Annotated in this window: 21 protein-coding genes; 9 read left to right on the forward strand and 12 right to left on the reverse strand. The window is 65.0% G+C overall.

Annotated features, from left to right (window positions below):
• Positions 1-17: 17 nt before the first annotated feature.
• Positions 18-707 carry a LuxR C-terminal-related transcriptional regulator gene (locus tag AB4850_RS29025; protein ID WP_414442862.1) on the reverse strand — a complete coding sequence of 230 codons (690 nt, stop codon included), beginning with the start codon at positions 705-707 and terminating at the stop codon, positions 18-20.
• A 222-nt stretch (positions 708-929) separates the two neighbouring features.
• On the opposite strand from AB4850_RS29025, the gene AB4850_RS29030 reads away from it, so the two are divergent.
• Positions 930-1,646, forward strand: coding sequence for a 16S rRNA pseudouridine(516) synthase (locus AB4850_RS29030; protein WP_414442863.1), 717 nt, complete (start codon positions 930-932; stop codon positions 1,644-1,646).
• A gap of 144 nt (positions 1,647-1,790) precedes the next feature.
• Positions 1,791-1,979, forward strand: a complete 189-nt coding sequence (locus AB4850_RS29035; RefSeq protein ID WP_414445643.1) for a hypothetical protein — start codon at positions 1,791-1,793, stop codon at positions 1,977-1,979.
• Here the strand turns inward: AB4850_RS29035 and AB4850_RS29040 are convergent.
• On the reverse strand, positions 1,972-3,057 hold the full coding sequence (locus AB4850_RS29040) for an NAD-dependent epimerase/dehydratase family protein (RefSeq protein ID WP_414445644.1): 1,086 nt from the start codon (positions 3,055-3,057) through the stop codon (positions 1,972-1,974). The genes AB4850_RS29035 and AB4850_RS29040 overlap by 8 nt on opposite strands.
• A gap of 26 nt (positions 3,058-3,083) precedes the next feature.
• On the opposite strand from AB4850_RS29040, the gene AB4850_RS29045 reads away from it, so the two are divergent.
• The 3 genes from AB4850_RS29045 to AB4850_RS29055 all read left to right on the forward strand — a co-directional run bounded on the left by AB4850_RS29045 (position 3,084) and on the right by AB4850_RS29055 (position 6,079).
• A complete protein-coding gene (locus AB4850_RS29045; RefSeq protein WP_414442864.1) occupies positions 3,084-4,115 on the forward strand; it encodes a CDP-6-deoxy-delta-3,4-glucoseen reductase in 1,032 nt (343 codons plus the stop codon).
• Between the two features lie 304 nt (positions 4,116-4,419).
• On the forward strand, positions 4,420-5,604 hold the full coding sequence (locus AB4850_RS29050; protein ID WP_414442865.1) for an acetylornithine transaminase: 1,185 nt from the start codon (positions 4,420-4,422) through the stop codon (positions 5,602-5,604).
• A gap of 22 nt (positions 5,605-5,626) precedes the next feature.
• On the forward strand, positions 5,627-6,079 hold the full coding sequence (locus AB4850_RS29055; protein WP_414445645.1) for a GNAT family acetyltransferase: 453 nt from the start codon (positions 5,627-5,629) through the stop codon (positions 6,077-6,079).
• Between the two features lie 95 nt (positions 6,080-6,174).
• Here the strand turns inward: AB4850_RS29055 and AB4850_RS29060 are convergent, their stop codons facing one another.
• From AB4850_RS29060 to AB4850_RS29090, 7 genes are all read right to left on the reverse strand, one after another.
• Complete coding sequence (locus AB4850_RS29060) at positions 6,175-6,891, reverse strand: ABC transporter ATP-binding protein (RefSeq protein ID WP_414442866.1); 717 nt, start codon at positions 6,889-6,891, stop codon at positions 6,175-6,177.
• The gene (locus AB4850_RS29065) at positions 6,891-7,664 is read right to left on the reverse strand and encodes an ABC transporter ATP-binding protein (RefSeq protein WP_414442867.1); all 774 of its coding nucleotides are present in this window, start codon (positions 7,662-7,664) and stop codon (positions 6,891-6,893) included. Before AB4850_RS29065 ends, AB4850_RS29060 begins: the two co-directional genes overlap by 1 nt.
• 24 nt (positions 7,665-7,688) lie before the next feature.
• Positions 7,689-8,861 (reverse strand): ABC transporter permease subunit, encoded by a 1,173-nt coding sequence (locus AB4850_RS29070; protein ID WP_414442868.1) that lies wholly within the window; start codon positions 8,859-8,861, stop codon positions 7,689-7,691.
• Between the two features lie 11 nt (positions 8,862-8,872).
• Positions 8,873-9,823 carry a branched-chain amino acid ABC transporter permease gene (locus tag AB4850_RS29075; RefSeq protein ID WP_414442869.1) on the reverse strand — a complete coding sequence of 317 codons (951 nt, stop codon included), beginning with the start codon at positions 9,821-9,823 and terminating at the stop codon, positions 8,873-8,875.
• 211 nt (positions 9,824-10,034) lie between these two features.
• On the reverse strand, positions 10,035-11,036 hold the full coding sequence (locus tag AB4850_RS29080) for a hypothetical protein (RefSeq protein ID WP_414442870.1): 1,002 nt from the start codon (positions 11,034-11,036) through the stop codon (positions 10,035-10,037).
• 181 nt (positions 11,037-11,217) lie between these two features.
• Positions 11,218-12,198, reverse strand: a complete 981-nt coding sequence (gene ispH / locus AB4850_RS29085) for a 4-hydroxy-3-methylbut-2-enyl diphosphate reductase (RefSeq protein WP_414442871.1) — start codon at positions 12,196-12,198, stop codon at positions 11,218-11,220.
• A gap of 2 nt (positions 12,199-12,200) precedes the next feature.
• Positions 12,201-12,656: an FKBP-type peptidyl-prolyl cis-trans isomerase gene (locus AB4850_RS29090; protein WP_414445646.1), complete on the reverse strand. Its 456-nt coding sequence runs from the start codon at positions 12,654-12,656 to the stop codon at positions 12,201-12,203.
• A 120-nt stretch (positions 12,657-12,776) separates the two neighbouring features.
• Between AB4850_RS29090 and radC the strand changes: the two genes are divergently transcribed.
• From radC to nadB, 4 genes are all read left to right on the forward strand, one after another.
• Positions 12,777-13,607 (forward strand): RadC family protein, encoded by an 831-nt coding sequence (gene radC, locus AB4850_RS29095; RefSeq protein WP_414442872.1) that lies wholly within the window; start codon positions 12,777-12,779, stop codon positions 13,605-13,607.
• A 281-nt stretch (positions 13,608-13,888) separates the two neighbouring features.
• A complete protein-coding gene (rpmB, locus tag AB4850_RS29100) occupies positions 13,889-14,122 on the forward strand; it encodes a 50S ribosomal protein L28 (protein WP_007586227.1) in 234 nt (77 codons plus the stop codon).
• A gap of 11 nt (positions 14,123-14,133) precedes the next feature.
• The gene (rpmG, locus tag AB4850_RS29105; protein ID WP_006478046.1) at positions 14,134-14,301 is read left to right on the forward strand and encodes a 50S ribosomal protein L33; all 168 of its coding nucleotides are present in this window, start codon (positions 14,134-14,136) and stop codon (positions 14,299-14,301) included.
• A gap of 198 nt (positions 14,302-14,499) precedes the next feature.
• Entirely contained in the window at positions 14,500-16,080 is a 1,581-nt protein-coding gene (gene nadB, locus AB4850_RS29110; RefSeq protein WP_414442873.1) for an L-aspartate oxidase, read from the forward strand.
• Positions 16,081-16,182: 102 nt separating this feature from the next.
• Here nadB and nadC read toward each other — a convergent pair whose 3' ends face one another.
• The 3 genes from nadC to AB4850_RS29125 all read right to left on the reverse strand — a co-directional run bounded on the left by nadC (position 16,183) and on the right by AB4850_RS29125 (position 19,515).
• Entirely contained in the window at positions 16,183-17,064 is an 882-nt protein-coding gene (gene nadC, locus AB4850_RS29115) for a carboxylating nicotinate-nucleotide diphosphorylase (protein ID WP_414442874.1), read from the reverse strand.
• Positions 17,061-18,188, reverse strand: coding sequence for a quinolinate synthase NadA (gene nadA / locus AB4850_RS29120; RefSeq protein WP_414442875.1), 1,128 nt, complete (start codon positions 18,186-18,188; stop codon positions 17,061-17,063). Before nadA ends, nadC begins: the two co-directional genes overlap by 4 nt.
• Positions 18,189-18,318: 130 nt before the next feature.
• Complete coding sequence (locus AB4850_RS29125; protein ID WP_414442876.1) at positions 18,319-19,515, reverse strand: fatty acid desaturase; 1,197 nt, start codon at positions 19,513-19,515, stop codon at positions 18,319-18,321.
• Between the last annotated feature and the right edge of the window lie 162 nt (positions 19,516-19,677).

Genomic DNA, 19,677 nt, shown 5'->3' on the forward strand with positions numbered 1-19,677 from the left:
GCGAATCGGCGCGCCGCTCACGACAGCAGCTTGCACGCCACGGCCAGCAGCTCCACGGCGTTGCGCACGCCGAGTTTCCTCATCACATTGGCCTTCTGCGCACTGATCGTGTTCTTGCTGCGCTTGCGCAGCACCGCGATTTCCGTGACGGTCAGCCCCTTCGCCCACATCCGCATCACTTCGATTTCGTGTACCGACAAATCCGCCACGCCATCGCACGCCGTGCTCGCACCGAGCCGCCCGCTCGGCAACGACACGCTGGTTGCGTCGAACTCGAAATGGCGCGCGCCATCCTGCACCTTGTGGATCAACGCAGCGACATCGATCAGATCCTCGCCGCATTTGCGCACGAACGCATGCGCACCGAGTTTGAAGATGCGGCTGACGATCGGCATCTGAGCGTGCGTCGACATGAAGATGGCCCTGACCTCAAGATACGAGCGCACGATGCGCTCGACGAGTTGCAGGCCATCCGGTTGCGCATCGTCACCGAAGTTGTAGTCGCAGATCAGCGTGCAACGAGGGTAGCGTTCAATAGCGGCGTAGATATCTCGCACCGCCCCGACGGATGCGACCACGGCGATGCCGGGCTCGCTCTCGAGCAATCGCATCAGGCTGTATCGCATGATGGGAAAGCGATCGGCGATGACAACCTCGATGAACCTTCCCGCCCTGACGACCGGCTCGCACCGGTCGCGCTGCTCCATTCCCGATCCATTGTGTTTTTCGTATATCGATCGTGCGTGCATGATTATTGTCGGCTTTGCGCCTTGCCGTGATGACCGCCCCGAAGCGGCAAGGCTGCACACGCCCAGAAAATTAATAGTTGAATCATAGGCAGGCGGCGTGAAATATTCGGACAAGCTTCACACGAAAACTGCCAGTGCCGCGCAGTGGGCCGATGTGCCGCTTGTTACAATGCGCGCGCCATGAAACTCGAAACCATCCTCTTTTCCCAGGGCTTCGGCTCGCGCCGCCAGTGCCGCGCACTCGTGGACACAGGCCGCGTATCGATCGGCGGTGCCGCATGCGACGACGCCGATGCGGCGTTCGATACCGCAGGCCTCGCCTTCGAGGTGGACGGCACGCGCTGGCCCTATCGCGAGCGCGCCTATCTCGCGCTGAACAAACCGGCCGGCTACGAGTGCTCGCACGATCCGCAGCATCACCTGAGCGTCTTCTCGCTGTTGCCGCCGCCATTCGCGGCGCGCGGCGTGCAATGCGTCGGCCGGCTCGATCAGGACACCACCGGCCTGCTGCTGCTGTCCGACGACGGCCAGTTCGTCCACGCCTACACGTCGCCCAAGCGCAAGGTGCCGAAAACCTACGTGGCCGAAGTCAGGCACGCGCTCGACGACACGCAACTCGCGGCGCTGCGCGGCGGCGTGCTGCTGCATGGCGAACCGAAGCCGATCGCGGCGGTCGCGGCGAATGCGCGCGGCGAGCGCACGCTCGAACTGACCGTGCTGGAAGGCAAGTATCACCAGGTCAAGCGCATGGTGGCAGCCTCGGGCAATCGCGTCGAGGCGCTGCATCGGGAACGGATCGGCGGCTACGGGTTGCCGGCCGACCTCGCGCCGGGCGCATGGCGCTGGCTCGACAGCACCGATCTGGACTCGCTGCGCGCGGTGCCCTCCGCCGGCTGAAACCGGCTGCCCACCTCGCGGGGCCATGACGTTGCGCGCATCAGACGGTGTCGCCGCATTGCAGCATGGATGTCCGCCATTGCCTCGCTATACTCGAATCACAACGATAAAAAACGAGCAAACCGCGAGGCTCTGGGGAAGATCATGAACGTCAATAATCCGATCGAACTGTCATCCATGGTGCTGATATTCGCCGTGATGGGCGTTGTCGCCATCGGCGCGTTGCTGGTCATCATGCGACTGCGACATCGCTACGATCCGAACTTGATTGGCGCCTTGATCGGCGCCCTGCTCTGTTTCATGTTGATCGAGGCGCTGCCCGCGATCATCTGAGCGAGCCGAGTTCGCTGTCCGGTGAAATCGTGCGCAGGAAATCGTCCACCGTGGGGTAACGCAGCGCCACGCGCAGTTCGCGCTTGAGCCGCCGGTTGACCAGCCGCCGCGATTCCCGCATGAATGACAACTGCACGGGTTCGAGCCTCGCCTCGGCTTCGGCGCGCGTGATGCGCGGCGGGCTGGCGCGACCGCTCGCCCGCGCGACGCGCTCGAAATACTCCCCCATCTTCATCTCGGTGTCGTCCGACGCGAGCACCACGCGCGACGGCAGGCCGCGCACGGCAGCGGCCAACAGGATGCGGGCCAGATCGTCGGCGTGAATGTGGTTGGTATACACGTCGTCGGCATCGACCAGCGCCGGCGTGCGGCGCTCCAGCCGCGCGATCGGCAGGCGGTTGGCCGCGTAGATGCCCGGAATTCGCACGATCCGGGCAGCGAGCGCACCGCGTGCGGTCGCCCGCCGCAGTTGCCGTTCGGCCGACACGCGCCGCACGGCACGCGCGTTGGCCGGGCGCACCGGGCGCGTTTCGTCCACCCGCGCGCCGCCGCAATCGCCGTACACGCCGCTCGTGCTGGCATAGACAAGCGCGGGAGCCGGCCGAATCCCCTCGGGTACAATACGCGCTGCCTGAAACGGCGCGCCGCCCGCTCGCAAGCGGCCCACGGCCGCGGCGCCAGCCGGCCTGGCCGGCCCGCGCCGCGCACCGTGCCGGGCGCCGAGCGCCGCGATCAAGGCGCGCGTGCGCCGATCGTCGTTGCCCGACGCTTGCGGCGGCGCCAGGTGCAGCACCCGATGCGCGATGCCGCCGAGCCGCGCGAGCGTGGCCCGGCGGTCCAGATCGCCGATCATCGGCACCGCGCCGGCTGCCGCCAGCTCCGCCCGGCGGGCCGGCTGGCTCGTCAGCGCGATGATTCGCGGCGGGCGAGCCCGCGCGCGCAACTGTTCGACGCAGCGCATGCCGACATCGCCGCAGCCGACGATCAGTACGCGCGAGCGGCGCAGGATTCGTGTCGCAATCATGGTGTTACCGGAATTCGTAGCGCAATCATTGTAGCCGCCGTGCCCGATTCGCACGGTCCCCACTTTTGGTTCATGGACTTATGGCATTCAACGTAACCCTCAAGCAAAGCGGCCGGCAATTCCAGGTCGAGGCCGAAGAAACCGTGCTGGCGGCCGCCCTGCGGCAGAACGTGCATCTCCCGTATGGCTGCAAGAACGGTGCGTGCGGCTCCTGCAAGGGGCAGATCGTGCAGGGGCAGGTCGAGCAACGCCCGCATGCGGCGTCGGCGCTGTCGAACGACGAGCGCACGCGCGGGCTGGCCCTGCTCTGCTGCGCGAGCGCGCAAAGCGATCTCGAAATCGACGTGCGTGAAATCGCCGGCGTGGACGGCGTGCAGGTCAAGAAGCTGCCGTGCCGCGTCAACGCGATCGAGCGCAAGGCCGACGACGTCGCCGTGCTGAAGCTGCAACTGCCGGCCAACGAACGCTTGCAGTATCTGGCCGGCCAGTACCTCGAATTCATCCTGAAGGACGGCTCGCGCCGCAGCTACTCGATGGCCAGCGCGCCGCACGAGGAAGGCCCGGTCGAGCTGCATATCCGCCACATGCCCGGCGGCAAGTTCACCGATCACGTGTTCAACACCATGAAGGAGCGCGAAATCCTGCGCTTCGAAGGCCCGCTCGGCACGTTCTTCCTGCGCGAGGATTCCGAGAAGCCGATCGTGCTGCTGGCCTCCGGCACCGGTTTCGCGCCGATCAAGGCAATCATCGAGCATGCGCGGCACAGCAATTTCACGCGCCCGATGCGCCTGTACTGGGGCGCACGCCGCAAGAAGGACATCTACCTGTTCGAGCTGGCCGAGCAATGGGCGCGCGAGATCCCGAATTTCCGCTTCGTGCCGGTGCTGTCCGAGCCCGACGCCGGCGACGCCTGGACAGGCCGCACCGGCTTCGTCCACCGCGCCGTGGTCGAGGATCTGCCCGATCTGTCCGGTCATCAGGTCTACGCCTGCGGCGCGCCGGTGATGGTGGAATCGGCCCAACGCGATTTCACGGCCCATCACGGGCTGCCGGCCGACGAGTTCTACGCCGATTCGTTCACGAGCGCGGCCGACCTCGCGAACGCCGTCTGAGCGGCGCGGCCGGCGTCTCGCCCACGCGACGCGCCGGCCGAAAATCCCTGCTCGACATGCGTTTGTCGCAACCGGGCGGTTTACTTATCGCCACGTCATGCCTTATGCTTGCGCCATGAACCGCTTCCTGTCCGCCCTCCGACGTCGCCGCTCGCCGCATCGCACGAATGCCGCCGGCTCGTCACGGACGCACGCGTAACCAGTACCCGTTACGCCCAAGCTGTTCGAACTACCAAGCCACGGCATTCCGTGGCTTTTTTATTGCCCTTTTTTCCCCTGTCGCTACCCGCTGGAGCCCGCAGCCATGCCCTTGAACGATTATCCGATCGACTCGCTGATGTACATCACGACCCGCCCCGACCTCGTGTTCACGCACGGCAAAGGCTCGTGGCTCTACGATCACAACGGCAAGCGCTATCTGGATTTCATCCAGGGCTGGGCGGTCAACAGCCTGGGCCACTGCAACGAGGGCGTCGTCGAGGCGCTGAAAAGCCAGGCCGAACGCCTGCTGAACCCGTCGCCGGCCTACTACAACGAGCCGATGGCCAAGCTGGCCGGCCTGCTCACGCAGCACAGCGTGTTCGACAAGGTGTTCTTCACCAACAGCGGCGCGGAAGCCAACGAAGGCGCGATCAAGCTCGCGCGCAAGTGGGGCCGCAAATTCAAGAACGGCGCGTTCGAGATCATCACGTTCAACCACAGCTTCCACGGCCGCACCATCGCGACCATGTCGGCCAGCGGCAAGCCGGGCTGGGACACGATCTACGCGCCGCAGGTGCCGGGCTTCCCGAAGGCCGAACTGAACGACATCGCCTCGGTCGAGCAACTGATCACCGACAAAACCGTCGCCGTGATGCTCGAACCGATCCAGGGCGAAGGCGGCGTGATCCCGGCCACCCCGGAATTCATGCAGCAACTGCGCGCACTGACCCGACAGCACAACCTGCTGCTGATCGTCGATGAAGTGCAAAGCGGCTGCGGCCGTGCCGGCACGCTGTTCGCCTACGAACTGTCGGGCATCGCGCCGGACATCATGACGCTCGGCAAGGGCATCGGCAGCGGCGTGCCGCTGGCCGCGCTGCTGTCGACGGCCGAGGTGGCGGTGTTCGAGGCCGGCGACCAGGGCGGCACCTACAACGGCAACCCGCTGATGACGGCGGTCGGCTACTCGGTGATCTCGCAACTGGTGGCGCCGGGCTTCCTCGAAAGCGTGCGCGAACGCTCGGAATACCTGAAGCAGAGCCTGCTGGCGCTGTCGGCGGAGCGCGGCTTCCAGGGCGAGCGCGGCGAAGGGTTGCTGCGCGCGCTGCTGCTCGGCAAGGATATCGGCCCGCAGATCGTCGAGAAGGCGCGCGACATGGGCCCGGACGGCCTGCTGCTGAACGCGGCCCGCCCGAACCTGCTGCGCTTCATGCCGGCGCTGAACGTGACGAACGCGGAAATCGACCAGATGATGGCAATGCTGCGCTCGATCCTCGACACGCTCTGATCGAAGCATGACGAGGCTCGCGATGCATGCCGACGACGACGTGACGATCCGGATCTTCGACCGTGCGGACACCGAAGCGGTGACTGCGCTGTGGTGCGAAGCGTTTCCGAGCTACACCGATACGAGCGCGCCGCATCGCGACCCGCGACGATCGATCGACATGAAGCTGGCGGCGCAGCCCGAGCTGTTCTTCGTGGCATTTCGCGACGCGCAATTGGTCGGCACCGTGATGGCCGGCTACGACGGCCACCGCGGCTGGCTCTACTCGTTCGCGGTGGCGGGCGCGGCGCGCCGGCTCGGCATCGGCCGCGTGCTGATGGCGCACGCCGAAGCCGCGCTCGCGGCACGCGGCTGCACCAAGATCAACCTGCAGGTGCTGCCCGAGAACGACGAGGCCTGCCGCTTCTACGAAGCGCTCGGCTATCGTGTCGAGCCGCTCGTGTCGTTCGGCAAGCGGCTTCCGCTGCCGGCCTGACGGGCCGCCGCTCGCCTGCCCGGGCGAGCGGCAAAAACAAAAGGCCGCCGCGGTTTCCCGTGGCGGCCTTTTTCATGCAGGAAAGGTCTGCCCGCTTACTCGCCCAGATACGCTGCGCGCACCTTTGGATCGTCGAGCATGTCCTTCGCGTTGCCTTCCATCGTCACCAGCCCCGAATCCATCACGTAGCCGCGGTCGGCCGCCTGCAGCGCCAGGCGTGCGTTCTGTTCGACCAGCAGCACCGTCAGGCCTTCCTTCGAGATCTCGCGCACCACCTCGAAGATCTTCTCGACCATGATCGGCGACAGGCCCATCGACGGCTCGTCCAGCAGCAACAGCTTGGGCTTGCTGATGATCGCGCGCGCCATCGCCAGCATCTGCTGTTCGCCGCCCGACAACGTGCCCGCGAACTGCGTCGCCCGCTCGCGCAGGCGCGGGAAGAAGCCGAACATGCGCTCGATGTCCGACTTGATGCCTTCCTTGTCCTTGCGCAGGTATGCGCCCATCTGCATGTTTTCGAGGATCGACATGCGCGCGAAGATGCCCCGGCCTTCCGGCACCATCGCCAGGCCGCGCTTGAGCAGCTCGTGCGCCGGCACGCCCTTGATCGAGGCGCCTTCGTACGTGATGTCGCCGCCCGAGAACGGCTTCAGGCCCGTGATCGCCTTCATCGTGGTGGTCTTGCCCGCGCCGTTCGCGCCGATCAGCGTGACCAGCTCGCCCTGGCGAACTTCCATGTCGACACCCTTCACCGCCTGGATGCCGCCGTAGTTCACCTGCAAGCCCGAAATCTTCAACATTGCCGCTGCCATCAGTGCACCCCTGCGCCGAGATATGCCTCAATCACCTTCGGATCCTTCTGCACGTCCTGCGGCAGACCCTCGGCGATCACCTTGCCGTAATCGAGCACCGTCATCCGGTTGCACAATCCCATCACCAGCTTCACGTCGTGTTCGATCAGCAGGATCGTCTTGCCATCCGAACGGATCTTGTCGAGCAGGCTCGTGAGCTCGACCTTCTCGGTCGCGTTCATGCCGGCCGCCGGCTCGTCGAGCGCGAGCAGCTTCGGATCGGTCGCCAGCGCGCGGGCGATCTCGAGACGGCGCTGGTGGCCGTACGAGAGGTTGCGCGAGGTGTAGTCGGCATACTTCAGCACGCCCACGTAATCGAGCAGCTCGATCGCGCGTTCCTTGATCTCGCGCTCTTCGCGGCGCTCCGACGGCGTCTGGAACACCGCGCCGATCAGGCCGTGACGGGTGCGCACGTGGCGCCCCACCATTACGTTTTCCAGCGCGGTCATGCCGCCGAACAGGCGGATGTTCTGGAACGTGCGCGCAATGCCGGCCTTCGCCACTTCGTGCACCGCGGTCGGCGTGTAGTTCGTGCCGTCCAGCTTGAAGTCGCCCGAATCCGGCGTGTACAGGCCCGTGATCACGTTGAAGAAGGTGGTCTTGCCGGCACCGTTGGGGCCGATCAGGCCGTAGATCTCGCCCTGGCGGATCTGCAGGCCGACGTCGGACAGCGCCTGCAGGCCGCCGAAGCGCTTGTTGACGCCCTGCACGGACAGTCGAATGTTGTCGCTCATTGCTTGGTTCTCCGTATCCGTGCGTTACGCGCGCACTGCCGTCTTCTTGCCGCCGCGCTTGGTCAGCTTCGCGATCCTGTCCTCGTGCTTCGGCGCGGGCCACAGGCCTTCCGAGCGGTACAGCATGATCAGCACCATCGCGAGGCCGTACAGCGCCTGACGGATCACTTCGGTATCGACGATTTCATGACCGAACAGCGCGTGCTGCAGCGGGCCCATGGTCGAGCGCAGCACTTCCGGGAACACGGCCAGCAGCACCGCGCCGAGGATCACGCCAGGGATGTGGCCCATGCCGCCCAGCACCACGCAGGCCAGCACCACGATCGATTCCCAGAACGTGAACGATTCCGGCGACACGAAGCCCTGGAACGCGCCGAACATCGAGCCCGACAGGCCGCCGAACGAGGCGCCCATCGCGAACGCCAGCAGCTTCACGTTACGGGTGTTGATGCCCATCGCCTTGGCGGCGATTTCGTCTTCGCGAATCGCGGCCCAGGCACGGCCGATGCGCGAGTGTTGCAGGCGCGTACAGATCCAGATCACCAGCAGCGAGCAGATCACGAACACGTAGTAGTACAGATAGACCGACGTGATCGTGAGGCCGAACAGCGAGTGCGATTGCGACAGGTTGAAGCCGCCGAAGTGCAGCGGCGCCACGCCCGTGATCCCCTGCGGCCCGTTCGTGATGTTGACCGGGCGGTCCAGGTTGTTCATGAAGATCCGGACGATTTCCCCGAAGCCCAGCGTCACGATCGCGAGGTAGTCGCCGCGCAGGCGCAGCGTCGGCGCGCCGAGCAGCACGCCCGCGAGCGCGGCCACCGCCATCGCCACCGGCACCACTACCCAGTACGGCGTATGCAGGCCGTTCGGGAACATCGCCGCGATCCATGCGAACTGCGTGGTCAGGTGCGGCGAGGTCAGCAGCGCGGCGACATAGGCGCCCACCGCGTAGAACGCGATGTAGCCGAGGTCCAGCAGGCCGGCGAAGCCGACCACCACGTTCAGGCCCAGCGCGAGCATCACGTAGAGCATCGCGAAGTCGAGCACGCGCACCCAGTAATTGCCGCCGGCGGCGCCGATCACGAACGGCGCGGCGGCAACGAGAATCGCCACCACGATGCCGACCGTGAGGGTCTTGGCCAGGTTGCGCTCCTCGACCAGCGTGGTCGAGGTTTCGATCGGTTGAATGGAAGTCATGGAGGGTCTCCTTATGCGCGGTCGGCCACGCGTTCGCCCAGCAGGCCGGACGGACGGAACACGAGCACGATGATCAGCACCACGAACGCGAACACGTCCTGGTAATTCGAGCCGAACACACCGCCCGTCAGGTTGCCGATGTAGCCGGCGCCGAGCTGTTCGATGAGGCCGAGCAGCACGCCGCCCACCATCGCACCGCCGAGGTTGCCGATCCCGCCCAGCACGGCGGCGGTGAACGCCTTCATGCCGGGGATGAAGCCCATGTAGAAGTGCACGTTGCCGTATTCGGACGCGATCATCACACCGGCCAGCGCCGCGAGCGCGGAGCCGATCATGAAGGTGGCCGAGATCACGAAGTTCGGGTTCACGCCCATCAGGCTGGCGTTGTTCGGGTTTTCCGAGATCGCGCGCATCGCACGGCCCAGCTTGGTCTTGTGCACCAGCAGCAGCAGGCCCGCCATCACGAGGAACGCCACCGCGATGATCACGATTTCGGTCGGCGAAATCACGGCGCCCGGCGTCGCGTCGGTGGCCTGGATCACGTTCAGCGGGTTGGTCGACAGCAGCTGCGGGAACGGCAGCGGGTTACGCGACCAGATCATCATGCCTGCCGTCTGCAACAGGATCGACACGCCGATCGCGGTGATCAGCGGAGCCAGACGCGGCGCGCGGCGCAGCGGCCGGTAGGCGATGCGTTCGATCGCGAAACCCACGATCGAGCACACGGCCGCGGCAATCACCAGCGCGATGGTCAGCGTGGCGACGTTGCCGAGGCCCGGAAAGTGGTTCTGCAGCACGGTGATCGCGGACAACGCCACCATCGCGCCGATCATCAGCACGTCGCCGTGCGCGAAGTTGATGATGCCGAGAATGCCGTACACCATCGTGTAGCCCAACGCGATGATGGCGTAGACACTGCCGAGCACCAGTCCGTTGATGACCTGCTGGACAAAAATATCCATTTAAAGCTCCTTGGTCCGTGCGATCGGGGAGACGCTGCTCGACGCGGGTAGGCGGCGGATAGGCGCTCTCGACAGCACTGCGGGTACGAATAAATACCGGTAAGGGTGATGACATCCCGGCGCGCGGTACGTGGCCTGTACAACCTTGTCCGCCACCGGGATGGGTACAAAACGGCGTCGCACGGGTTCGGCGCCGTCACGAGTCCCGTCGCTACATCTCCACGACATCGAGGACGGTAATCCTGGCCTCCCTGAAGTCGTTAGGCATCCTTGCACCCAAGGCCGCCGCATTCCGCATGTCCGCGCCGAGGTGCGCGTGCGCCGCCGGACGGCGTGCGAACGGGCGACGTGGAACGGACATGAGGTAAGTGGCGCGCGCTTCGATGCGCTCGTCCTGCCGGCTCGCGGCCCGGCACGACCGTGCGGTTTGCCGCGTCGGCCTGAGCTCGGCGGTGCCGGCGTGATGCCCGGCGGCCGATCCACCGTTCGACGATGCGAGCGCATCGCCGAGATGGCGAGGTTGCCGCGTCGCGCGGTACGCGATCGCGGCCGGCACGGCGACGTGCTGCGCTACGCCGTGCCCTGCTGCCCCGATATCGGGCATGCCGACGCACACTCCCGGTGCAATCGAATCGGCATCCCGTTCTCCCGATGGTGCAACCACGGTCGCAACCGCCGGGCGATTCAAGAAAAACGTATTTCGCACAATACCCAAACCATCCAAAAAGCCGAGACGATGGGCCGGGACACGCCGTACCGTCGCGTGTGTCGCGCCAGCCGCCCCAAGCCTTTCCATCCATTGAGCAATTTGCATGCCAATTTGATGGATGACCGCTTCCGCCTGCCACGCCGGAACCGCAGAGCGATCCCGCGCGGCGCACCGGTCACGCGAATGCATTGCTTCGATCGTCAAACAGACCTCGTTATCGTTCTGCTTCCCGTTTGCCGCGCCCCGTCGAACCGGCCGAACCGAATCGGTCCGGCACGCGTTTTCTGCGTCGGTGCGCACTGCCGCATCCCGCTCAACCGCTGCGCGACGCATTGCAACCCCGCATGCCACGAACAGGGCGACGGCCAACTTGTGCTGCATTAAATCGGTCTCCTGCGCATCGCAAAATCCTTGTCTGCAATGCATTTCGGCCTGAAAACGCGCGCATTGTAACTCCAATTTATAGATAACCAATATTCCTGATTCGACAGGGTTTTCCTGCATTGCAACCGTTTTTTTGCGAAGCGTCCGCAAAAATATCGCAACCTGGTTGCACTACATGCGAAGCAAACGGTTGCAAAACGAAATATCGGCACGGAAAAACAAAAAGCGCGCCGGAGGGCGCGCTTTTAGCGGGGGCCGCGCCGGAAAATATCCGGCCGGCCGAGAGGCGGGAACGGGCCGCTTACGCGGCGGGCGGCAGATTGAGGCCGCGCGGCAGCGGGAACGAGACGTTCTCCTCGATGCCTTCGAGCGCGCGCACGTTGCGCACACCCAGTTCGCGCAGGCGCGCGATCACGGCCTGGGCCAGCACCTCGGGCGCCGACGCGCCGGCCGTCACGCCGATGCGGCGCTTGCCGGCCACCCACGCCGGGTCGATCTGATCCGGCGAATCCACCATATAGGCGTCCACACCGCGTTTTTCCGCGACTTCACGCAGTCGGCTCGAATTCGAGCTGTTCGGGCTGCCGACCACGATCACCACGTCGCATTGCGGCACCATGAATTTCACGGCGTCCTGACGATTTTGGGTCGCGTAGCAAATGTCCTGCTTCTTCGGCTCACGGATCGCCGGGAACTTGTTTTTCAGCGCGGCGATGATTTCGGCGGCGTCGTCGACCGACAGGGTGGTTTGCGTGACGAGCGCGACGCGCTCCGGATCGGGCAGCTCCAGTGCGAGCACATCCTCGACGCTCTCGACGAGATGCATGCCGCGTTCGACCTGCCCCATCGTGCCTTCGACTTCCGGATGGCCCTTGTGGCCGATCATGACGATGTCGACGCCGTCCTGGCGCATCTTCGCGACTTCGACGTGCACCTTGGTGACGAGCGGGCAGGTGGCGTCGTAAATGCGCAGGCCGCGCACGTCGGCCTCGTCGCGCACGGCCTTCGACACGCCATGCGCGCTGAAGATCACCGTGTTGCCCGACGGCACTTCCTCGAGCTCTTCGACGAAGATCGCGCCCTTCTTCTTCAGATCCTCGACCACATATTTGTTGTGGACGATTTCGTGGCGCACATAGATTGGCGAGCCATGCATCGCGATGGCGCGCTCGACGATCTCGATCGCGCGATCGACGCCGGCGCAGAAGCCGCGCGGCTGAGCGAGCAGGATTTCGGCGTCGGCGGCAACGGTCTGGCCGGACAGCGTATCGGTTGTGCTCATGGTTACAGAATCCCGATGATTTTCACTTCGAACGTAATGGCCTGGCCCGCGAGCGGGTGGTTGAAGTCGAACAGCGCCGAGGTTTCGCCCACTTCCTTCAACACGCCGGCATAGCGGCCGCCGTCGGGCGCGTTGAACTCGATCAGGTCGCCGGGCGTGAAATCGTCGCCCACCATGCCGTTATCGCGCAGGGTTTTCATCGACACGCGCTGGATCATGTCCGGGTTGCGGGGGCCGAACGCCTCGCCAGCCGCTAGCTGGAAGGTCGAATGGTGCCCCGACTTCAGGCCGAGCAAAATGCTTTCGAGCGCCGGGGCCAGTTGGCCGGCACCCATCAGCAACGTAGCCGGCTTGTCGGCGAAGGTGTTGACGATGTCGGCACCATCGCCGAGCGCAAGCCGGTAGTGAAGCGTGACGTGGGAACCGGGCTTCACTTCTGAGATATCGATGAGGCTCATGTGTACTCGTTCAATCCGCCGCCGGGCGGCATAACGCAAAACATCCATTGTAAGTCACCTGAGCGCTTGGAGCGGAATGTCGGCTCACACCGCTCCCCGCGCGTCAAACGGAGAAATCCCATGCCGTCAGCCCCGCAACGCGTCACGATGCTCGCCTGCGTCACCGGTCCGGCGCCCGCCTCGCCGGCCTGCGTCGCCCTGCCCGCCGCGGCGGTGGCCGCTTCCCCGACAACGCACCCGGCGCCGGCCGCGGCGGGCAGGGGCGTTGCCGGAAAAGCCTCGCGAGGCCATCCCCGCCGCGACGACAGGCCACGAGAACGCCTGCTCGAGCGCGGGCCGGCCGCGCTGACCGACAGCGAACTGCTCGCGTTGCTGATCGGCAACGGCATTGCCGGCAAGCGCACCGCCATCACGGCGCAGGCGCTGCTCGAGCATTTCCGCTCGCTGCGCGCCCTGCTCGACGCATCGCCCGCGGCGGTTCTCGCTCGGCCCGGCATCGGCGCGGCGCGCGCCGCCGTGTTGATCGCCACCTCCGAGCTGGTGCGCCGTGCGCTGATCGAACGCAGCAAGGAACGCACGTTGATCGATTCGCCGGAGGCGGTGCACGATTATCTGCGGCTCACGATCGGCACCCGTACCCGCGAAGCGTTCCTCTGCCTCTATCTCGATGCGCAGCACCGGCTGATCGATTGCGAGGAAAGCACCGTCGGCACGCTGACGCGGATGGCCGTCTACCCGCGCGAAATCGTGCGCCGCGCGCTCGAACTGAGTGCGGCGGCGCTGATCGTGGCGCATAATCACCCGTCCGGCGCGGTAAGGCCGAGCGCCGAGGATCGCCGCCTCACCCGGCTGCTGCGCGAGGCGCTCGCGCTGGTGGACGTGCGGTTGATCGATCACATCGTGGTCGGCGCCAGCGACACCTTGTCGTTTTCGCACGCCGGGCTGCTCTGAGCCCCGCCACGGGCCGTCATTCGATATGACCCTGCACGTCCGGCGCGGGACATCGCCGCGCCCCGAGATCGGCACCTGAAATAGGGTTGATTTTCCAGAATTTTTTCTGTTAGAATCGCCGTCTGACTTTTTTCCAACCAGTTCTGAAGCCAAAGAAGGGACGAGGGGTCTAGCCATTCAGGATGGCCGGGTCTTTCCGAGACGGCAGCGAGTTCGCAGTCGTTGTGCAAAGAAACTTCATCGGCAATCGAACCCGAATTCAGCGTATTAGGAGTGCTCTCATGGCACGCGTATGCCAAGTAACTGGGAAAGCGCCGATGAGCGGCAACAACGTTTCCCACGCCAACAACAAGACGAAGCGTCGCTTCCTGCCGAACCTGCAAAACCGCCGGTTCTGGGTGGAGAGCGAAAACCGCTGGGTGCGTCTGCGCGTTTCGAACGCCGGCCTGCGCCTGATCGACAAGAACGGTATCGACACCGTGCTCGCTGACCTGCGCGCACGCGGCGAAGCCTAAGGAGCACGAGCATGGCAAAGGGCGCACGCGACAAGATCAAGCTGGAATCGACCGCAGGCACGGGTCACTTCTACACGACCACGAAGAACAAACGCAACATGCCGGAAAAGATGGCGATCAAGAAATTTGATCCCGTCGTCCGCAAGCACGTCGAATACAAGGAAACGAAGATCAAGTAATCTTCGATCCCTGTTTAGCGACACAAAAAACCCCGCAATCGCGGGGTTTTTTATTTGGCGCGCCGCTTTTCCTCGCGACGATCGTCTTTTTGCCTTGGCCGTGACACATTGCCACAGCGTTCGCGGTATGCTCTGCCCTTCCCGCCGGCCATGCCGGCACGGGAACACCGGATGAAGGCGCAGAAACGGAGAAGCAAGATGAATTTCGATGTGGCGATCGTCGGCAGCGGTCTTGCCGGTTTGTCGGTCGCGCTGAACCTCGCGCAAACACGCAAGGTCGCGCTGATCGCGAAGCGATCGATGATGGAGGGCGCGAGCGACTACGCGCAGGGCGGCATCGCGGCGGTGCTCGATTCAGCCGACAGCGTCGAAAACCACGTCAGCGACACGCTCGTCGCCGGTGGCGGCTTGTGCGACGAAACCACCACGCGCTTCATCGTCGAACACGGCCGCGAGGCGATCGAGTGGCTGATCTCGCAAGGCGTGCCGTTCACGCGTGACGCCGCCGCCGAACTCGGCTTCCACCTGACGCGCGAAGGCGGCCACAGCCATCGCCGCATCATTCATGCCGCCGACGCCACCGGCCACGCCGTGCTGGCCACGCTGAGCGCGCGGGCGCGCCAGCATCCGAACATCACGTTTTTCGAGAACCACCACGCGGTCGACCTGATCACGTCGGAGCGCATCGGCCTGCCCGGCGGGCGCTGCGTCGGCCTCTATGCGCTCGACGTGCGCACCGGGCTGACCGTCACGATCGAGGCGCCGCACACGGTGCTCGCCACCGGCGGCGCGGGCAAGGTCTACCTGTATACGACCAACCCCGACACGGCGACCGGCGACGGCATCGCGATGGCCTCGCGCGCGGGCTGCCGCGTCGCGAACATGGAATTCATCCAGTTCCATCCGACCTGCCTCTACCACCCGTACGCAAAGTCGTTCCTGATCTCGGAAGCGGTACGCGGCGAAGGCGGCCTGCTTAAGCTGCCCGACGGCACGCGCTTCATGCCGGCGCACGATGCGCGCGCCGAACTGGCGCCGCGCGACATCGTCGCGCGCGCGATCGATTTCGAGATCAAGAAGCGCGGCATCGATTGCGTCTATCTCGACATCAGCCACCAGCCCGAAGCGTTCCTGCGCGAGCACTTTCCGACCATCCACGCGCGCTGCCTCGAATTCGGCATCGACATCGCCAAGCAGCCGATTCCGGTGGTGCCGGCCGCACACTACACGTGCGGCGGCGTGGTCACCGACTTGGCCGGACGCACCGACGTGGCCGGCCTCTACGCGGTGGGCGAGACCTCGTACACGGGCCTGCACGGCGCGAACCGGCTGGCCAGCAACTCGCTGCTCGAATGCCTGGTGATCGGCCGTGCCACCGCCGAAGCGATCGAAACGGCCGGCTACGCGCGCCTGCCGCACGGTGCGCTGCCCGCCTGGGACGAAAGCCGCGTGTCCGATCCCGACGAAGAAGTGGTAGTCGCCCATAACTGGGACGAGCTGCGTCGCCTGATGTGGAATTACGTGGGCATCGTCCGCACCGACAAGCGGCTCGCCCGCGCGATGCACCGCATCGAACTGCTGCGCGACGAAATCCAGGAGTACTACGCGAATTTCCGCGTCAGCCCCGACCTGCTCGAACTGCGCAATCTGGTGGATGTCGCATCGCTGATCGTGGAAAGCGCGCGCTCGCGGCGCGAAAGCCGCGGCCTGCATTTCAGCCGCGACTGGCCCGATACGCTGCCGAAGGCATTGCCGTCGGTGCTGCTGCCGCGCCGCTGAACGCACGGCCGCTGACGATTTTCGGCAGCCCGAAACGACAAAGCCGCTCGCGGATGGCCTCCGCGAGCGGCTTCGTTTTTGGCTTAGGCAGCCAGCCGTTTGTCAGTCGACGATCCGCATCGAATAATCGGTCGCGCGCACATCCTTGGTCAGCGCGCCGATCGAGATGCGATCCACGCCCGTTGCGGCGATGTCGCAGACGGTGTCCGCATTGACCCCGCCCGACACCTCGAGCACGGCACGGCCACCGGCCACGCGCACCGCGTCGCGCATCATGTCGAACGTGAAGTTGTCGAGCAGCACCGATTTCGCGCCATGCGCGAGCGCCGTATCGAGCTGCGCCAGCGTCTCGACCTCGACCTGCACCGGCACGCCGGCATCCAGGGCGAACGCGGCATCGAGCGCCGCACCCACGCCGCCGGCCGCCGCGATGTGGTTTTCCTTGATCAGGATGCCGTCGTAAAGCGCAAGCCGCTGATTGGCGCCGCCGCCCACGCGCACCGCGTACTTCTGCGCGAGCCGCAGCCCCGGCAGCGTCTTGCGCGTATCGAGGATGCGTGCGCGCTGCCCCTCGATCAGGTCGACGTAGCGCCGCGTCGCGCTGGCCACGCCCGACAGCAATTGCAGGAAATTCAGGCCATTGCGCTCGGCCGTCAGCAGCGAACGCGCGGGGCCGCGCAGCTCGCAGACGGTCGAATCGGCCGTCATCAGCTCGCCTTCGCGATAGCGCCAATCCACCTCGATGGCCGGATCGATCGCGCGCATCACGGCCTGAAACCAGGGCACGCCGCACAGCACCGCGTTCTCGCGAACGATGATCCGCGCGAGCCGCGCAGGGCCGTCGGGCACCAGGCGGCCCGTCTGGTCGCCACTGCCGACATCCTCGGCAATCGCATCGGCGACATTGCGCGCGATCGCGGCCTCGAAGGCCGCGCCGTATTGGCGGACGATTTCGTCGTAGATCGGGGACACCGCTGCCGTCATGCCGCCCCCACGTTCGAGAACAGTTGCGCATCGCGCTGCAGATCACCGCTCGCCTGCACGCGCCGCTTGTGCTGCGCGGCGAAGTCGAGCATGCGATCGATCGGCAGGCGGGCTCGCTCGCCGAGCGTCGCATCCACAAAGATTTCGTTGTGACCGCGCTCCAGCACGTCGGCCAGATTCGCGAGGCCGTTCATCGCCATCCACGGGCAGTGCGCACAGCTCTTGCAGGTGGCGCTGTTGCCGGCCGTGGGGGCGGCGATCAGCGTCTTGCCCGGCGCGGCAAGCTGCATCTTGTGCAGGATGCCGAGGTCGGTGGCGACGATGAAGGTTTGCGCGTCGAGCTTCACGGCCGCGTCGATCAACTGCGTGGTCGAGCCCACCACGTCGGCCAGCGCCACTACGTTCTCGGGCGACTCCGGGTGCACGAGCACCTTCGCGCCGGGGTGTTCGGCGCGCAGCAGGTCGAGTTCGATGCCCTTGAATTCGTCGTGCACCAGGCAGGAGCCTTGCCACATCAGCATGTCGGCGCCGGTTTTCTTCTGAATATAGCTGCCGAGGTGCCGGTCCGGCGCCCAGATCAGCTTTTCGCCGCGCGCGTGCAGATCGGCGACGATCTCCAGGCCGATCGACGAGGTGACCATCCAGTCGGCGCGTGCCTTCACGGCCGCGCTGGTGTTGGCGTACACCACCACCGTGCGATCCGGATGCGCGTCGCAAAACGCCGAGAATTCGTCGACCGGGCAGCCGAGGTCGAGCGAGCAGGTGGCGTCGAGATCGGGCATCAGAATCCGCTTGCCGGGGCTCAGGATCTTCGCCGTTTCGCCCATGAAGCGCACGCCGGCGACGATCAAGGTTTGCGCTTCGTGATCGCGCCCGAAACGCGCCATCTCCAGCGAATCGGCTACGCATCCGCCGGTTTCGTCGGCCAGCTCCTGCAACTCGGCGTCCACGTAATAGTGGGCGACGAGCACGGCCTTTTCGCGCTTGAGCAGCGCCTTGATCCGCGCCTTCAGCGCATCGCGCTCCGCCGCGGACGGGCTGTCGGGCACCTTCGCCCAGGCTTGCCCGATTCCACACACGGCGCCGGGCCGGTCGTACTCGACGGGTTTGATCGCGGCTTGCATCTCGTATCTCCTCTACTTCCTCTGCACGGCAGAATCGCTGTCGATTGGCCACCGCCAAATCGGCGGCACAAAAGAAAAAACCCCGCCAACGCGGGGTTTGTGACGTTCCGAAATTCTAATCGATTTCAGATCATGCGTAGCGGCGCAGACGCGTCGCGAATTCCTGCAGCGCCTTGATGCCGCTTTGTTCGGCACGATGGCACCAGTCCTGCAATTGGGCCAGCAGCTGTTCGCGCGAGGCATTCGAACGATCCCACATCGAGGCCAGATCCTGACGCAGCTGGAAGTAGGTTTCCATCTTCTTGCTGTTCGCGAAGATTTCCGGCAGTTGGCGCTTCTGCGGTTCGTTCAGGCCGTCTTCGCCCTTGTGGAACCAGTTGCGCGCGCCGCGCAGCGACTGATACTTCTCGCTCGAACCGAGGCCCTTCAGATGCGCCAGTTCCTGGCGGTAGGCGCGCTTGAATGCCTTGCCGTAACGCGCCATCACTTCATAGCGGTTCGACAGCACGGCCTGCAGCGTTTCCTGGTCGAGCACGGCCTTGCGTGCCACGAGGCGCGGCGTGGGCGCGACCTTCTTGACCTTCGCGAGCTTGAATGCCGACAGGATACGGATGTACATCCAGCCGATGTCGAACTCGTACCACTTGTTCGAGAACTTCGCCGAAGTGGCGAACGTGTGGTGGTTGTTGTGCATTTCCTCGCCGCCGATCACGATGCCCCAGGGAATCAGGTTCGTGCTGGCATCGGCCGAGTTGAAATTGCGGTAGCCCCAGAAGTGCGCGAGACCATTGACGACGCCGGCGGCCCAGAACGGGATCCAGATCATCTGCACGGCCCACACCGACAGGCCGACGATGCCGAACAGCGCCACGTCGATCACCATCATCAGGCTCACGCCGAGGATCGTGTACTTCGAGTAGATGTTGCGTTCGATCCAGTCGTTCGGCGTGCCGTGGCTGAACTTGCGCAGCGTTTCTTCGTTCTTCGCTTCGGCGCGATACAGCTCCGCGCCTTCGAGCAGCACCTTCCAGATGCCGCGCGTTTGCGGGCTGTGCGGATCCTCTTCGGTTTCGCACTTGGCGTGGTGCTTGCGGTGGATCGCCGCCCATTGGCCCGTCAGCATGCCCGTGGACATCCACAGCCACAGACGGAAGAAGTGGCTGACGATCGGGTGCAGATCGAGCGCGCGGTGCGCCTGACAGCGATGCAGATAGATGGTCACGGCCACGATCGTGACGTGCGTGGCAACGAGCGTGAACAGAATGATCTGCCACCAGGAGAGGTGCAGCAGCCCGTGGGCCAGGAAGTCGAGCACGGAATTCAACAAGGCATTTACCTGTAATTCGGAGATGGCGCCGGTATGCGCGCGCCAACGTCATAAAAATGAAAGCATACCGGGTATGGACGAAATTTTACTGTATCCGTTCCCGGCAACTGTCAAAAATGAATGATTGTTGCTACGGCGCAAGGGGATTGCAGTCCACCTGTG

The organism is Burkholderia sp. 22PA0106, from assembly GCF_047497155.1.
Classification (GTDB): Bacteria; Pseudomonadota; Gammaproteobacteria; order Burkholderiales; family Burkholderiaceae; genus Burkholderia.

What these genes read in the sequence shown, in the direction of transcription:
- AB4850_RS29025 (WP_414442862.1), bottom strand. Translation starts at nt 707, where the DNA reads ATGGAGCAGCGCGACCGGTGCGAGCCGGTCGTCAGGGCGGGAAGGTTC.
- AB4850_RS29030 (WP_414442863.1), top strand. Translation starts at nt 930, where the DNA reads ATGAAACTCGAAACCATCCTCTTTTCCCAGGGCTTCGGCTCGCGCCGC.
- AB4850_RS29035 (WP_414445643.1), top strand. Translation starts at nt 1,791, where the DNA reads ATGAACGTCAATAATCCGATCGAACTGTCATCCATGGTGCTGATATTC.
- AB4850_RS29045 (WP_414442864.1), top strand. Translation starts at nt 3,084, where the DNA reads ATGGCATTCAACGTAACCCTCAAGCAAAGCGGCCGGCAATTCCAGGTC.
- AB4850_RS29050 (WP_414442865.1), top strand. Translation starts at nt 4,420, where the DNA reads ATGCCCTTGAACGATTATCCGATCGACTCGCTGATGTACATCACGACC.
- AB4850_RS29055 (WP_414445645.1), top strand. Translation starts at nt 5,627, where the DNA reads ATGCATGCCGACGACGACGTGACGATCCGGATCTTCGACCGTGCGGAC.
- AB4850_RS29060 (WP_414442866.1), bottom strand. Translation starts at nt 6,891, where the DNA reads ATGGCAGCGGCAATGTTGAAGATTTCGGGCTTGCAGGTGAACTACGGC.
- AB4850_RS29065 (WP_414442867.1), bottom strand. Translation starts at nt 7,664, where the DNA reads ATGAGCGACAACATTCGACTGTCCGTGCAGGGCGTCAACAAGCGCTTC.
- AB4850_RS29070 (WP_414442868.1), bottom strand. Translation starts at nt 8,861, where the DNA reads ATGACTTCCATTCAACCGATCGAAACCTCGACCACGCTGGTCGAGGAG.
- AB4850_RS29075 (WP_414442869.1), bottom strand. Translation starts at nt 9,823, where the DNA reads ATGGATATTTTTGTCCAGCAGGTCATCAACGGACTGGTGCTCGGCAGT.
- AB4850_RS29080 (WP_414442870.1), bottom strand. Translation starts at nt 11,036, where the DNA reads ATGCAGGAAAACCCTGTCGAATCAGGAATATTGGTTATCTATAAATTG.
- ispH (WP_414442871.1), bottom strand. Translation starts at nt 12,198, where the DNA reads ATGAGCACAACCGATACGCTGTCCGGCCAGACCGTTGCCGCCGACGCC.
- AB4850_RS29090 (WP_414445646.1), bottom strand. Translation starts at nt 12,656, where the DNA reads ATGAGCCTCATCGATATCTCAGAAGTGAAGCCCGGTTCCCACGTCACG.
- radC (WP_414442872.1), top strand. Translation starts at nt 12,777, where the DNA reads ATGCCGTCAGCCCCGCAACGCGTCACGATGCTCGCCTGCGTCACCGGT.
- rpmB (WP_007586227.1), top strand. Translation starts at nt 13,889, where the DNA reads ATGGCACGCGTATGCCAAGTAACTGGGAAAGCGCCGATGAGCGGCAAC.
- rpmG (WP_006478046.1), top strand. Translation starts at nt 14,134, where the DNA reads ATGGCAAAGGGCGCACGCGACAAGATCAAGCTGGAATCGACCGCAGGC.
- nadB (WP_414442873.1), top strand. Translation starts at nt 14,500, where the DNA reads ATGAATTTCGATGTGGCGATCGTCGGCAGCGGTCTTGCCGGTTTGTCG.
- nadC (WP_414442874.1), bottom strand. Translation starts at nt 17,064, where the DNA reads ATGACGGCAGCGGTGTCCCCGATCTACGACGAAATCGTCCGCCAATAC.
- nadA (WP_414442875.1), bottom strand. Translation starts at nt 18,188, where the DNA reads ATGCAAGCCGCGATCAAACCCGTCGAGTACGACCGGCCCGGCGCCGTG.